This window comes from Streptomyces sp. NBC_00442 (assembly GCF_036014195.1).
GTDB lineage: Bacteria > Actinomycetota > Actinomycetes > Streptomycetales > Streptomycetaceae > Streptomyces.
Genome location: NZ_CP107918.1, coordinates 817857 through 830100 on the forward strand (window position 1 = coordinate 817857; position 12244 = coordinate 830100).

At 71.3% G+C, this 12244-nt stretch carries 11 protein-coding genes; 6 read left to right on the forward strand and 5 right to left on the reverse strand.

All coding sequences use genetic code 11. From position 1 onward, the window contains the following. Nucleotides 1-47 precede the first annotated feature (47 nt). The 3 genes from OG432_RS03750 to OG432_RS03760 all read left to right on the forward strand — a co-directional run bounded on the left by OG432_RS03750 (nt 48) and on the right by OG432_RS03760 (nt 3849). On the forward strand, nt 48-464 hold the full coding sequence (locus tag OG432_RS03750) for an SsgA family sporulation/cell division regulator (RefSeq protein ID WP_328307668.1): 417 nt from the start codon (nt 48-50) through the stop codon (nt 462-464). Nucleotides 465-941: 477 nt separating this feature from the next. Then, the gene (locus OG432_RS03755; protein WP_328307670.1) at nt 942-2582 is read left to right on the forward strand and encodes an ABC-F family ATP-binding cassette domain-containing protein; all 1641 of its coding nucleotides are present in this window, start codon (nt 942-944) and stop codon (nt 2580-2582) included. A gap of 298 nt (nt 2583-2880) precedes the next feature. Continuing rightward, on the forward strand, nt 2881-3849 hold the full coding sequence (locus OG432_RS03760; protein ID WP_328307672.1) for an acyl-ACP desaturase: 969 nt from the start codon (nt 2881-2883) through the stop codon (nt 3847-3849). Nucleotides 3850-3927: 78 nt separating this feature from the next. Here the strand turns inward: OG432_RS03760 and OG432_RS03765 are convergent, their stop codons facing one another. The 3 genes from OG432_RS03765 to OG432_RS03775 form a co-directional block, all read right to left on the reverse strand. After that, entirely contained in the window at nt 3928-4176 is a 249-nt protein-coding gene (locus OG432_RS03765; RefSeq protein WP_443058548.1) for a WhiB family transcriptional regulator, read from the reverse strand. 86 nt (nt 4177-4262) lie between these two features. Then, a complete protein-coding gene (locus tag OG432_RS03770) occupies nt 4263-5054 on the reverse strand; it encodes a VOC family protein (protein WP_328307676.1) in 792 nt (263 codons plus the stop codon). A gap of 169 nt (nt 5055-5223) precedes the next feature. Beyond that, the gene (locus OG432_RS03775) at nt 5224-5994 is read right to left on the reverse strand and encodes a GntR family transcriptional regulator (RefSeq protein ID WP_328307678.1); all 771 of its coding nucleotides are present in this window, start codon (nt 5992-5994) and stop codon (nt 5224-5226) included. 237 nt (nt 5995-6231) lie between these two features. On the opposite strand from OG432_RS03775, the gene OG432_RS03780 reads away from it, so the two are divergent. Together OG432_RS03780 and OG432_RS03785 are read left to right on the forward strand one after the other, a co-directional pair. Continuing rightward, nucleotides 6232-7644 (forward strand): PTS transporter subunit EIIC, encoded by a 1413-nt coding sequence (locus tag OG432_RS03780; protein ID WP_328307679.1) that lies wholly within the window; start codon nt 6232-6234, stop codon nt 7642-7644. A gap of 120 nt (nt 7645-7764) precedes the next feature. Beyond that, a complete protein-coding gene (locus tag OG432_RS03785) occupies nt 7765-8817 on the forward strand; it encodes an SIS domain-containing protein (protein WP_328307681.1) in 1053 nt (350 codons plus the stop codon). A gap of 49 nt (nt 8818-8866) precedes the next feature. Here the strand turns inward: OG432_RS03785 and ligD are convergent, their stop codons facing one another. Continuing rightward, nucleotides 8867-9883, reverse strand: a complete 1017-nt coding sequence (ligD, locus tag OG432_RS03790; RefSeq protein ID WP_328307683.1) for a non-homologous end-joining DNA ligase — start codon at nt 9881-9883, stop codon at nt 8867-8869. Nucleotides 9884-9938: 55 nt separating this feature from the next. Here ligD and OG432_RS03795 point away from each other — a divergent pair, with 55 nt between their 5' ends. Beyond that, nucleotides 9939-11012, forward strand: coding sequence for an ATP-dependent DNA ligase (locus OG432_RS03795; RefSeq protein ID WP_328307685.1), 1074 nt, complete (start codon nt 9939-9941; stop codon nt 11010-11012). On the opposite strand, the gene OG432_RS03800 is transcribed toward OG432_RS03795, so the two are convergent. Continuing rightward, entirely contained in the window at nt 10998-12149 is a 1152-nt protein-coding gene (locus tag OG432_RS03800) for a lytic murein transglycosylase (protein ID WP_443058549.1), read from the reverse strand. The two genes, OG432_RS03795 and OG432_RS03800, sit on opposite strands and share 15 nt — an antisense overlap. Nucleotides 12150-12244 lie beyond the last annotated feature (95 nt).

The window sequence follows — 12244 nt, forward strand, 5'->3', positions numbered from 1 at the left end:
CTCTCCGGGCGGCAGGAGAGAACCCCCGAGGCTGAGGGAGCAGGGCTTTGTCCACCGTCATCGAGCAGCCGGTCCAGGTACGTCTGATCGCGTCCGCACCCCGCATGGAGACCGTGCCCGCGACCCTGCGCTACGACCCCGACGATCCCTTCGCCGTGCACATGGTGTTCCCGGCACCGGCCACCCTCGAAAACACGGACGTCTCCTGGGAGTTCGCCCGCGACCTGCTCGAATCCGGCATCGACGCACCCGCCGGGGTCGGCGACGTGCGCGTGCGGCCCTACGGTTACGACCGCACCGTCCTGGAATTCCACGCCCCCGAAGGCGTCGCCATGGTCCACATCCGCACCTCCGAGGTGCGCCGCTTCCTCCAGCGCGCCCAGCACCTGGTGCCGGTGGGCCGCGAGCACCACTACCTCGACCTGGACGGGGACCTCGCCGTGCTGCTGCGCGACGCCTGCTGACCCGCTCCACCGACCCGCACCGCCGACCCGCACCGCCGCCAAGACGGCGTCCCTCGTGCACCTCCACCGTTCCTGCCCGGCCGCGGTGGTGCCCTTTCTTGCTCTGGAAACCCGCACCCTCGGGACCCGCGTCCACGGAACCCGCGCCCACGCGCCCTCGGGGCGGTGTCCGTGCGCTCGGACCCTGCATCCGCGTGCCCGCCGCCCTCGCCTCCCGCCGCTCCTCGTTAATTGGTTTGCGGGCTCGCGGGCGGCGGGCGTACGTTCGTGACTGGCCCTGTTGTCGTCGAATGGAGCAGGACGTTGCTCGTCTGAGGCCCTGAGACACCGCCACGCGCACCTCCTTGACGTGCCGCGCGCCCGGTGTGACCTCTGCCTCCGAGCCATGTCCTCCACGACCAGGGCCTTCTTCGTGCCCTGAGCGGTGTCTCAGAACCCCCGTTGCCCTCATCCCTTCCCCGCAACCGGGAGACCCGTATGTCATCTTCCCCCCGTCAGATCAGCTCGGCCGCACTGTCCTTCGCGTGGCCCGACGGCACTCCCGTCTTCGAGGACTTCCAACTCGCCGTCGGCCCTGGGCGCACCGGCCTCATCGGCCTCAACGGGTCTGGAAAGTCAACCCTGTTGAAACTGATCGCCGGTGTCCTCACCCCGACCGACGGCCACATCAGGGCCGCGGGCGAGGTCGGGTATCTGCCGCAGAACCTGGTCCTGGACACCACCCTGCGGGTGGACGAGGCCCTCGGCATCGACGCGATCCGCGCGGCGCTGCACGCCATCGAGAGCGGCGACGCCGACGAGCGGCACTTCGAGACGGTGGGCGACGACTGGGACGTCGAGGAGCGCGCCCGCGCCACTCTCGACCAGCTCGGCCTCGGCGCCATCGGCCTCGACCGCACGATCGGCGAGGTCTCGGGCGGCGAGTCGGTGCTGCTCCGGCTGGCCGCACTGCTCCTGAGGCGCCCCGACGTCCTGCTGCTCGACGAACCCACCAACAATCTGGACCTGCCCGCCCGGCGGCGCCTCTACAGCGCCGTCGATGCCTGGACCGGGGTGCTCCTCGTGGTCAGCCACGACCGGGAACTCCTGGACCGGGTGGACCGCATCGCCGATCTTCGCGAGGGCCAACTCGCCTGGTACGGCGGCAACTTCACGGCGTACGAGGAGGCGCTGCGGGCCGAACAGGAGGCGGCCGAGCGGATGGTGCGGGTGGCCGAGGCCGATGTGCAGCGGCAAAAGCGCGAACTGACCGAGTCCCAGGTGAAACTGGCGCGGCGTCAGCGGTACGGACAGAAGAGCTACGACAACAAGGTGGTGCCGAGGATCGTCGCCAACAACCGCAGGCGCGAGGCGCAGGTCTCGGCCGGCAAGCACCGCATTCTGCAGGCCGAGCGGCTCGACCAGGCGCGCGAGCGGCTCGACCAGGCGGCGGAGGCCGTACGTGACGACGAGGGCATCCGGATCGAGCTGCCGCACACCACGGTGCACCCGGGCCGCCAGGTCCTCACCCTGCGTGAGCTCCAACTCCCCTACGGCGCACGGATGGAGGGCGAGCTCGACGTCCGCGGGCCGGAGCGGATCGCCCTGGTGGGCCGCAACGGCTCCGGCAAGACCACCCTGCTCAGGACCATCGCCGGGCAGCTGGAGCCGGTGGCCGGCGAGGCGGTCGTCCATGTGCCGCTGCGGTTCCTGCCCCAGCGTCTCGACGTGCTCGACGACGCGCTGAGCGTGGTGGAGAACGTGGCGCGCCATGCGCCGACGGCGACGGACAACGCGATCAGGGCGCGGCTCGCGCGGTTCCTGTTCAAGGGGGCCCGCGCCGAGCGGGCGGCCGGCACGCTCTCGGGCGGAGAGCGCTTCCGTGCGTCGCTGGCGGCGCTGCTGCTCGCGGAGCCCGCGCCGAAGCTGCTGATGCTGGACGAGCCCACGAACAACCTGGACATGGCCAGCGTGAGCGCTCTCACGGCGGCCCTGGACGCGTACGAGGGCGCGCTGATCGTGGCCAGTCACGATGTGCCGTTCCTGGAGTCGATCGGTGTCACGCGCTGGCTGCTGCTCGACGGCGCGCTCACCGCCACCTCGGCGGAAGCGGTCACCGAGGGGCTCACGGCGCACTGAGGGCCGGCCGCCCGGGGACCGGGCCGGGCCGGGCCCGGCGCGGCGCGGCGCGGCGCGGCGCGGACGGCCGGGCCGGGCCGGGCCCCGCTGTTTCCCCGCTCACAGGGAGGGCAGGCGCCAAGAGGTGACCTGCCTCTCGTTGAGCGCCGCCGACCTGGTCATTTAACAGAACGTAACCGGACGAAGGGGAAGGTGGACTTGGCTGAGGCTTACGGCCGCTTTAACCTACGGTTTCGTAACCTACGTTTGCGTAGGTATACCTGCCGTCCCCCCTTTTCCGTCCCCCTGGAGCACCCCCGTGACGATCACTTCTCCCCACCTCGGCAGCTCGGACGCGTGGACCGACGCCCGGCTGCTGTTCGCGCTGGAAGAGGTAGTCGAAAAGGAGCTCAACCGGCACCTCAAGGTCGCCAAGGACTGGATGCCGCACGACTACGTGCCGTGGTCCGACGCCCGCAACTTCCCCGGACTCTTCGAGGACGGCGAGGCCTGGGACCCCCAGCAGTCCAAGGTCACCGACATCGGGAAGATCGCTCTGGTGGTCAACCTGCTCACCGAGGACAACCTGCCCAGCTACCACCACGAGATCGCCTCGCTGTTCGGCCGCGACGGTGCCTGGGGCACCTGGGTGCACCGCTGGACCGCCGAGGAGGGCCGGCACGGCATCGTGATGCGCGACTACCTGCTCGCCTCGCGCGCGGTCGACCCGGACAAGCTGGAGCAGTTCCGGATGATGCACATGAGCGAGGGCTTCGAGTCGGACAACCGGCACTCGATGCTGCACTCGGTGGCATACGTCGCCTTCCAGGAGCTGGCGACGCGCGTCTCGCACCGCAACACCGGCCACCAGTCGGGCGACCCGGTCTGCGACCGGATGCTGGCGCGGATCGCCACCGACGAGAACCTGCACATGGTCTTCTACCGCAACCTGCTCGGCGCGGCCTTCGAGATCGCCCCCGACCTGACGATGCAGTCGGTGCGCGATGTCGTCGTGAACTTCCGGATGCCCGGTCACGGCATGCCCGGCTTCGAGCGGGCCGCGGCACAGATGGCGATCGGCGAGATCTACAACATGCGGATCCACCACGACGACGTGCTCCAGCCGGTGCTTCGCTACCTGAAGGTCCTGGAGATCGACGGGCTCGGCCCGGAGGGCCTCAAGGCCCAGGAGGAGCTCGGCCTGTACATGGGCGGGCTCGACTCCGAGGCGTCCAAGTTCGACGAGAAGCTCGCCGCGCGCAAGGCGCGGATGGCCGCACGCGGCTGACGCCGGGCCCCGGGCCGGTGCCGGAGGGAACGGAGAGCCGTTGCCACCGGCACCGGTATGCCGGGCGTGCCGCCCCGCTTATCGCCGCCGGGCGCGCTGGAGGACCAGGCGTTCCCTCTCCGAGAGGCCGCCCCACACACCGAATCGCTCGTCGTTGGCCAGGGCGTACTCCAGACAGGCCTTTCGCTGCTCGCAGGCGCCGCAGAGCTGCTTGGCCTCGCGCGTCGAACTTCCCGGCGCCGGGAAGAAGAACTCCGGGCCGGCCTGCGCACACAACGCGCCCTGCTGCCAGGTGAGTTCAGCTTCGCTGCTGATGGTCTTGTTCATCATGGTGTCAACGCTGCCGGGCACTGATCAACGTCCCATCAACGAATCGTGAACGCCGACGTCGATCGGCCCCTGCGGGGGCGGTGCTACGCCGCCGGCATCGAACTCGTGATGATCGCGATGCGCGCACCGAACGGGTCGGCGATCCGGCCCAGCCGGCCCACGCCCTCCACGTCCGTGGGTGCCATGCGGACCGTGCCGCCCAGCTCCGTCGCCCTGGCGGCGGTCGCGTCGGCGTCGGCCACCTCGATGTACGGCATCCAGTAGGCGCCGGCCTCGGCTTCCAGCGCGTCGTGATCGAGCGGGACGACGCCGCCGAACATCCCGTCGGGCCCGGCGGTCGCGGGGTTGACGGTCGTGTAGGTGCCACCGGGGAAGGGCACCTCGGTGCTCTCCCATCCGAACACGGCGTGGTAGAAGCCGGTGGCCGCCTTGACGTCCGGGGTGTAGAGCTCGACCCAGGCCAGCGTGTCACGCTCACCGGCGGCTTCCATGCCGCTCATACGCTGGGGCTGCCAGCCCGAGAAGCCGACGCCCGCCGCGTCCTGGAAGACGGCGCTGCGGCCCAGCTCCATGACGTCCACGGGCGGGACGACGACCTTGCCGCCGGCCTGCTCGACGGACTTGGCCGTGGCCTCGATGTCCGGTGTCTGGAAGTACAGGTTCCACGTGGGCCCGCCCTGCTCGGGGCTGGTCGTCATGCCGCCTGCGATGGCCTTGCCCGAGGCCTGGAACATGCCGTATCCGCCGACCTCCGGGCCGCCGGGCCGATACGTCCAGCCGAAGACGCCGGTGTAGAAGGCGGCCGCCGCGTCGATATCGGGCGTGCCGAGGTCGAACCAGCTGGGAGAGCCCGTCACGTAACGGGTGCTGAGCATGGTGTGCTCCTTCGTTCGTGTTCCGAGTCGTGCCGCGAGTCGCGCCCCGTCGTCCTGCTCTTCCGAGTCTTCCACCCGCCACTGACAATGCCGACTTGAGTGCCCGACCGGGGGACGAACGGCCCCCGCATTCCTGTCCAACGCCCGCGGCCCGGGGCGGCGACACCTGTCAGCGTGGCTGGAGTGTGGTGCGCAGGCGGTAGCGGTCCCCGCTGTATTCGACGGTCGACAGGAGCACGGGCCGCTGGTCCCGTGCGTAGATCGTCTGGTCCAGGGCGAGCACGGGCGCGCCGGGCTCGATGCCGAGATGGCCGGCGAGGGTCTCGTCGGCGCCGCGTGCCTCGATGGTGGTTTCGGAACGGTCCAGCTCGACGCCGCGTGCGTGCAGTTCCTCGAAGAGCGAGGCGTCGGTGAAGTCCACCTCGTCGAGGCCCGGCGCGAGGGAGGCCACGAGCAGGGTGCGGTCGACGGCGATGCGTACGTCGTTGAGCAGCCGCACCCGCTCCAGGCGGAGCAGGGGCGCACCGGCCGGTACGTCGAGGCGGTCGGCGTCGTCGAGGGTGGCGGGACGCACCTCCTGGTGCAGCACCAGGGAACTCGGCCGCATGTGCTTGCGGTGCGCCGTCGTCGTGAACGATTCCAGGTCGTTGGGCCATTCGCGGGGAGCGACGGGCGTCGCGACGAACCAGCCCCGGCCGTGCGAGGCCGTCACGAGGCCCTGGTCCACCAGGTGCGCCAGGGCTTTGCGCAGGGTCACCCGGGAGATGTCGAGCTGCTCGCCGAGTTCCCGCTCGGGAGGCAGCCGGGAGCCCGCGACGAGACCGCGGCGCTGGATCTCGTCCTGGATGAGGTCGGCGGTCTGCGCCCACAGCGGGGCGGGTCCTCCGCCGCGCTCGGTGAAGCGCAGGGGGCGGGCGGGGGTGGCGTCGGCGGCGCTCATCGGAAACCTCCAGCGGGATGCCCGGAGCGTACCACTGCATACCACTGTTCCCCCGCAGAGCAGGGCCGATCGCCCGGGACCTTGGTCGCGCATCCAGGAAGATGAGCAGACCACTATTGACCACTCCCATACCACTGCATACCTTTGGAGCGCGGCTCCCGGCAGGTCCGGCGGCCGACCGGTCCGATGTCCACCCCTGGATGGCCGAGGGACCACTCGCGTGATGGAGGAAGACGGATGAGTACGGGCCCATCGAAGGCCGCCGGCAAGAAGCGCGGCGGCAGTGGCGTCATGGCGGTCCTGCAACGCATCGGGCGCAGCCTGATGCTCCCGGTCGCCACGCTGCCCGCGGCGGCGCTCCTGGTCCGCCTCGGCGGCACGGATCTGCTCGGCCGCGAGAACTTCCCCGAGGTGATCCGCAAGCTCGGCATGGTCCTGTCGGCCGGCGGCCAGACCGTCTTCGACTATCTGCCGCTCCTGTTCGCCATCGGCGTGGCCATCGGCTTCGCCAAGAAGGCGGACGGCTCGACGGCGCTCGCGGCCACGGTCGGCTACCTGGTCTTCAAGGCCGTACTGGCCAGCGACGCCTTCCCCAAGGGCGTGGACGGCAAGCCGCTGGACGCCAAGGTCTTCGGCGGCATCATCATGGGTCTCATCGCGGCGCTGCTCTATCAGCGTTTCAGCCGGACCAAACTCCCCGAATGGCTGGGCTTCTTCGGCGGCCGCAGGCTGGTGCCGATCCTCTGCGCCTTCGCGGGCGTCGGCATGGGCATCGTGTTCGGTGTGATCTGGCCGACCGTGGGCGGCTGGTTCTACCACTTCGGTGAGTGGCTGGTGGGCACCGGCGCCTGGGGCGCGGGGATCTTCGGCCTGGTGGTCCGGGCACTGATCCCGATCGGAATGCACCACTTCTTCAGCGTCTTCCCCTGGTTCGACGCGGGCACCTACGTCAACCCCCGGACCGGCGCCGAGGTCCACGGCGACATCGCGCGCTTCCTGGCGGGCGACCCGAGCGCCGGCCAGTTCATGACCGGCGGCTTCCCGATCTACATGTTCGCGCTGCCGGCCGCGGCCATGGCCATCGCGCACACCGCGCGCCCCGAGAACCGCAAGATGGTCAAGGGCATGATGATCTCGGTCGCGCTCACCGCGTTCGTCACGGGTGTCACCGAGCCCATCGAGTTCAGCTTCATGTTCGTGGCGCCGCTGCTGTACGCCGTCCACGCGGTGCTGTTCGGCGTCTCCATGGCGGTCTGCTACGCCCTGGGCATCCGCGATGGCTTCGGGTTCTCCTCGGGCGCCATCGACTACGTCGTGAACTACGGCATCGCCACCAAGCCCTGGCTCCTGATCCCCATCGGCCTGGCCTTCGCGGCGCTCTACTACGTGATCTTCCGCTTCGCGATCGTGCGCTTCGACCTTCCGACGCCGGGCCGGGAACGCGTGGAGGACGACCCCGCCGACGGCGCCCCCGTCGTCGGAGAACCCGTCGTCGGAGAACCCATCGACGGAGAACCCATCAGCGGAGAACCCATCAGCGGCCAACACGGCGGTGAACCCGCCGACGCACCGGCGGACACACCCGTGCGCTCCCCCGCCGCCATTCCCCCGGGCGCCGCCGTGGAGGACGATCCGGCCTCCAGGGCCTGACGCTCCCTCGCTCCACACCCGCTCGACACCGTCCGCCTCCACACCCCGTTCGACACCGTCCACCTCCGGCTTCGCGCTCCCGCCGTCCGCATGCGGCGGAGCCCACGAAAGGAACTCTTCATGCCCGGATCGCGTATCACCTTCCTCGACGGCCAGGCCGGCCAGCCGCAGGCGCTTGAGCGCGTGATCACCCATGTGCGGCAGCAGCTCGACGGCCCGGACCTCGCCCGGCTGCGCGAGGTCCGGCGCCCGCTCCTCGCCGGAATCGGCGCCTCGTACGCGGCGCTCGCCCTCCCCGTCGAGGTGCTCCGCAGCCACGGCGTACCGGCTCAGCGGGTGCTCTCCAGCGAGATCGAGGACGGCCTGCACGGCTTCGACACGGATCTCCTGATCGGGGTGTCCCAGGGCGGACGCAGCTCGGAGACGATCGCGGCGTTCAAGGCGGCGGGCGGCCCCTCGACGCTCGCCGTCCTGAACGTCAGCCCCTCCCCGCTCGGCGAACTCGCCGAACTCACCGTCGACATGGGCAACGAACCCGACTCCTACGCCTCGACCGTCGGGTTCACCGCCACCCTCGTCGCCCTCGACCTGATCGCCGGGGCCATCGCGGGGCGCGCGGACGACCCGTGGGCGGGCATCGCCGAGCAGGCCGCGGCGGTCCGTGCCCGCGCGGCCGAGGTGGTCTCCTGTCTGCGGTCGCGCGCGGCGCTGTGCGTGGCGGCCGACTGCGTCGCCTCCGGCGCCTCCCGGGTCAGCGCGGAGGAGGCGGCCCTGCTGCTGCGCGAGGTGCCCCGCATGCCGGCCGCGGCGTCGGTCACCCGCAACTACCTGCACGGCGAGATGGAGTCGGCGGGCAACACCCTGCACCTCGTCTTCGGCGACGGCCGCGAGGTCGAGCTCGCCCGGTCCCTGTCCGGGGCCGGCCACCTCACGCTCCTGATCACCACGCAGGACGTCGACCCGGCCGGCAGCCTCGGTGTCGTACGCCTGCCCGAGAGCGCTCCCAGCGCCAGGGTCGTCCTGGAGACGGTCGTGGTGCAGGAGCTGGTGGCCGCGCTCAGCGACGAACGTGGGGTACCCATCGAGTCGTTCGTGTTCGCCAACGACGACACCAAGGAAGGCGGCGTCGACGCGGCGGACTTCGAACTGGCCTCACCGGTCGCCGCCGCCTGACCCGCCCGGTCTTGGCCGCGCCTTGCCCGTGTCTCCTCGACGGTGCGGGCTACTCCTCCTTGGCCGCGCGGCTCGGCTGGACCCGCTTGGGCTCCCCCGGCATCTTGGGGTAGTCCGGCGGGTACGGCATGTCGCCGAGGCGGTGATCGCGTTCGTCCCGGTCGGCGAGTTCGAGCAGCGGCTCGATGCCGAAGGCGTGATCGTCCATGTCCGCGTGCAGATCGCCGAGTTGGGCATAGCGGGCGGGCATGGTGCGCAGATCGAAGTCCTTGGGGTGTACGTCGTCGAGCTCGTCCCAGCGCAGCGGCGCCGAGACCGGGGCGTGCGGCTTGGGGCGCACCGAGTAGGCGGAGGCGATGGTGCGGTCCCGGGCCGTCTGGTTGTAGTCGACGAAGATGCGCTCGCCGCGCTCCTCCTTCCACCAGGCGGTGGTGACCTTGCCCGCCATGCGGCGTTCGAGCTCACGTCCGATGGCGATGGCACAGCGGCGCACCTCGGTGAACGTCCATCGGGGCTCGATCGGAACGAACACGTGGATGCCCCGGCCGCCGGACGTCTTGGGCCAGCCGGTGATACCCAACTCACCGAGCAGCGCGCGCAGTTCGTGCGCGACGGGCACGGCGTCATCGAAGTCGGTGCCGGGCTGCGGGTCCAGGTCGATGCGGAGTTCGTCCGGATGGTCGGTGGCGTCGCGCCGCACCGGCCACGGGTGGAAGGTCAGACAGCCCAGCTGGGCGGCCCACAGGACGGCGGCCGGCTCGGTGGGGCAGATCTCGTCCGCGTGACGCCCGCTCGGAAACTCGATCCTGGCGGTGGGAATCCACTCCGGGAGGTTCTTCGGGGCCCTCTTCTGGAAGAACGACTCGCCGTCCACGCCGTCGGGATAGCGCTCCAGCGTGGTGGGGCGGTCCCGCAGGGCGCGGGTGATGCCGTCGGCGACGGCCAGGTAGTACTGCGCCACGTCCAGCTTGGTGTAGCCGGCCTCGGGGAAGTACACCTTGCCCGGATTCGACAGCCGCACGGTCCGCCCGCCGGCCTCCAGCTCGATCGCCTCGCCCTTGCCCATGCAGGCCACGGTAGGCGGAGGGCGCCAATGCCGCATATCGGTGAGAATCGATTCCATGGATCTCCCGGTGATGCCGCCAGTGAAGCCGATGCTCGCCAAGTCCGTGGCGAAGATTCCGCCCGGGATGCAGTACGAGGCGAAGTGGGACGGGTTCCGGGCGATCGTCTACCGGGACGGAGCCGACGTGGTCATCGGCAGCCGCAACGGCAAGCCCCTGACCCGGTACTTCCCCGAGCTGGCGGCCGCACTCGCCCAGCGGCTGCCCGAGCGCTGCGTGGTGGACGGCGAGATCGTGATCGCGCACGAGGGGCGTCTCGACTTCGACCGGCTGACCGAGCGCATCCACCCCGCCGCGTCCCGGGTAAAGCTGCTCGCCGAACGGACCCCGGCCAGTTTCATCGCCTTCGACCTGCTGGCGCTCGGTGACGCGGCGCTCCTCGACACCCCGCTGGCCGAACGGCGCTCCCTGCTGAGAGAGGCTCTGAGAGCGGTTTCAGCCCCGGTCCACCTGGCACCCGCGACCACCGACATCGACGTGGCCCGGCGCTGGTTCGAGCAGTACGAGGGCGCCGGACTCGACGGCGTCGTCGCCAAGCCGCTCGATCTTCCCTACCGGCCCGACGCCCGCCTCATGTACAAGATCAAGCACGAGCGCACGGCGGACGTGGTGGTGGCCGGGTACCGCCACCACAAGAGCGGCCCCGTGGTCGGCTCCCTGCTGCTCGGCCTGTACGACGCGCAGGGCGCCCTGCAGCACGTCGGCGTGTGCGCGGCGTTCTCGATGAAGCGCCGCGCCGAACTGATCGAGGAGCTCGCGCCCCTGCTCATGAACGACCCAGCGGCCGAAGGTCACCCGTGGGCCGCCTGGGCCGAGGAGGCCGCGCACGAGGGTGCCAGGCTGCCGGGTGGGACCAGCCGGTGGACCGGCAAGAAGGACCTGTCGTGGGTGGCGGTCCGGCCCGAGCGGGTGGTGGAAGTGGCGTACGACCACATGGAGGGCGACCGGTTCCGGCACACCGCGCAGTTCCGGCGCTGGCGCCCCGACCGCGCTCCCGCCGGCTGCACTTACGCCCAGCTGGAGGAGCCCGTCGGGTACGACCTCGCGGAGGTGCTGTCAGGGGGTGGGTGAAGGGCAGCCCGGTCCGGACGGTGTGGCGCCGGGACCCGAAGCCGACGCGGGGGCGGGCGGTCCGCCGGGGCAGTCCGGCGCGCCGGGGCTGCCCGAGGGCGAGGGGCCGGTGGTCGCGCTCCCGGACGGCGAGGGCGTGGGGCCCGGCCCGCCGGGCGGCGAGGGGGACGACGACGGAGAGGCCGAAGGCGAGGGGGACGAGGACGGGGTCGGGGACGGGGAGTGGGTGGGTCCCGGGATCGAGGGGCCGCCACCGCCCGGCCGCGTCGGGACCGGAAGCGAGGGCCGCGCACTCGGCTGGGGCCCGATCACGATGCCGCCGCCCTGCTTGCGGCCGTGGTCGGCGTCGATCTGCCCCGCACTGCCCGCTCCGGGCGTGGTCGGGAGCGCTCCGTGCCCGTCCGGCACCGCATGGGTACCCCGCCGGTAGAACTCCAGCCACGACCGCACCGTCCGCAGATAGGCGTCGGAGTGGTTGTAGCTCAGCACGGCACGGTCCAGGTCGGCGGGCACGGCGAGGTCCCGGGCGCCGGCGCACAGATAGCCTCCGGCGGCGAGCGCCGCGTCGAAGACGTTGTTGGGGTCCTTTCGCCCGTCGTCGTTGCCGTCCTGCGCCCAGGCCGACCATGTGGACGGGATGAACTGCATGGGGCCCACCGCCCGGTCGTACCGGGCGTCGCCGTCCAGGGTTCCGTGATCGGTGTCGGCCACCCGCGCGAAGCCCGCGCCGTCGAGCACCGGCCCGAGGATCGGTGTGAGGGTCGTCCCGTGCGCGTCGACCCGCCCACCGCCCGCGTGCCCCGACTCCACTTTGCCCAGGGCGGCGAGGAGTTGCCAGGGAAGGTGGCAGCGCGGTTCGGTGCGGCGCAGCCGGCTCTGTGCCTGCTGGTAGGCGGCGAGGACGGTCGCCGGGATCCCCTCCTGCGTCCACACCGGGTCGATCAGCGCGACACCGGGCGCGGGAGCGACGGCTCCGACCGCCTTCGGCGGGGCCTGTGGCGGGAGTTCGGCGTGAAACGACCCGTCGGAAGGGGACTCTTGACGGACCGTCACCGACGGTGGGGCGGCGGGTTCCGCCCGGCTCTGTGGCGCGGCGCGCACCAGACCGGGGGCTTGTGAGGCCGTGAGCGCCGCCATCGCTGCGGCCGCGATGGCCGTGCCGGTGAGGCCGCGCCGCAACCGTGTCCCGCCGAGCGGCCCGAGGCCGCGGGACCCGGCGACGTCACGCCACC

What these genes read in the sequence shown, in the direction of transcription:
- OG432_RS03755 (WP_328307670.1), top strand. Translation starts at nt 942, where the DNA reads ATGTCATCTTCCCCCCGTCAGATCAGCTCGGCCGCACTGTCCTTCGCG.
- OG432_RS03765 (WP_443058548.1), bottom strand. Translation starts at nt 4,176, where the DNA reads ATGAACAAGACCATCAGCAGCGAAGCTGAACTCACCTGGCAGCAGGGC.
- OG432_RS03770 (WP_328307676.1), bottom strand. Translation starts at nt 5,054, where the DNA reads ATGCTCAGCACCCGTTACGTGACGGGCTCTCCCAGCTGGTTCGACCTC.
- OG432_RS03775 (WP_328307678.1), bottom strand. Translation starts at nt 5,994, where the DNA reads ATGAGCGCCGCCGACGCCACCCCCGCCCGCCCCCTGCGCTTCACCGAG.
- OG432_RS03780 (WP_328307679.1), top strand. Translation starts at nt 6,232, where the DNA reads ATGAGTACGGGCCCATCGAAGGCCGCCGGCAAGAAGCGCGGCGGCAGT.
- OG432_RS03785 (WP_328307681.1), top strand. Translation starts at nt 7,765, where the DNA reads ATGCCCGGATCGCGTATCACCTTCCTCGACGGCCAGGCCGGCCAGCCG.
- ligD (WP_328307683.1), bottom strand. Translation starts at nt 9,883, where the DNA reads ATGGGCAAGGGCGAGGCGATCGAGCTGGAGGCCGGCGGGCGGACCGTG.
- OG432_RS03795 (WP_328307685.1), top strand. Translation starts at nt 9,939, where the DNA reads ATGGATCTCCCGGTGATGCCGCCAGTGAAGCCGATGCTCGCCAAGTCC.
- OG432_RS03800 (WP_443058549.1), bottom strand. Translation starts at nt 12,149, where the DNA reads ATGGCGGCGCTCACGGCCTCACAAGCCCCCGGTCTGGTGCGCGCCGCG.